At 42.4% G+C, this 648-nt stretch carries 1 protein-coding gene; it reads right to left on the bottom strand.

Features of this window, described 5'->3' with window-relative positions:
- Positions 1-648 (bottom strand): flagellar motor switch protein FliM (locus tag R8N47_RS25890; RefSeq protein ID WP_318186192.1); only part of this gene is annotated, 648 nt, incomplete at both ends.

The following is a 648-nucleotide window of genomic DNA, read 5'->3' as shown; positions in this document are numbered from 1 at the left end:
ATGTCATCAGGTTTTAGGCTGACAACGTCACTTAGAGCCATCGTTTTTTTACTCAATACCACGTTAAGACGAACTGGCGTTGATTCTAGGGAACGACAAAAAGGTTCATACAAATCCACGTCTGATTGCAGCTCAAGCTGTTCAATCAAGGTTTGGATCAGATGCGTGTCCAGTTTTAAGTACATCGACCCTTGATAACCTTCAAAGGTGATATTTAATTGGACACATAAGCCTATGCCGCGTGGAGCTTCATACTCACATGCTTCCCACATGTCTTGCGGTGCTAGCCAACCGATAATAATGCGGCTGATTTTTTCCTGTAGGCGAAGATCACTGGCAGTCAGTGTTGCGACTGAACGCTCTGTATTAGCGCCATAAAAACGGTCTGCTAATTTAACGAGAGTCTGAGTATCACCGTGAACAAATACCATGCCACCTTCTTGGTGCTTATGGGTGGATGTCTGATCTTTGTCCATCATTGCAGGAGAGAATCGATGCAGGTCTACGGAGGTTAAGCTAGCTTCCACTTTGTTTGTACTGAGCCAATTTTGTAATTCATTCGTTAGGCTTGAACAAGATTCTGAAATTAAATTTTCAAGCTTATCTCGAATGATATGAATAGGCTTGCCTAATAATTCGACATCAAGA

The organism is Vibrio sp. 2132-1, assembly GCF_033344315.1.
The sequence above is the reverse complement of the archived record's forward strand: the minus strand, read 5'-3'. Positions and strand labels throughout refer to the sequence as shown.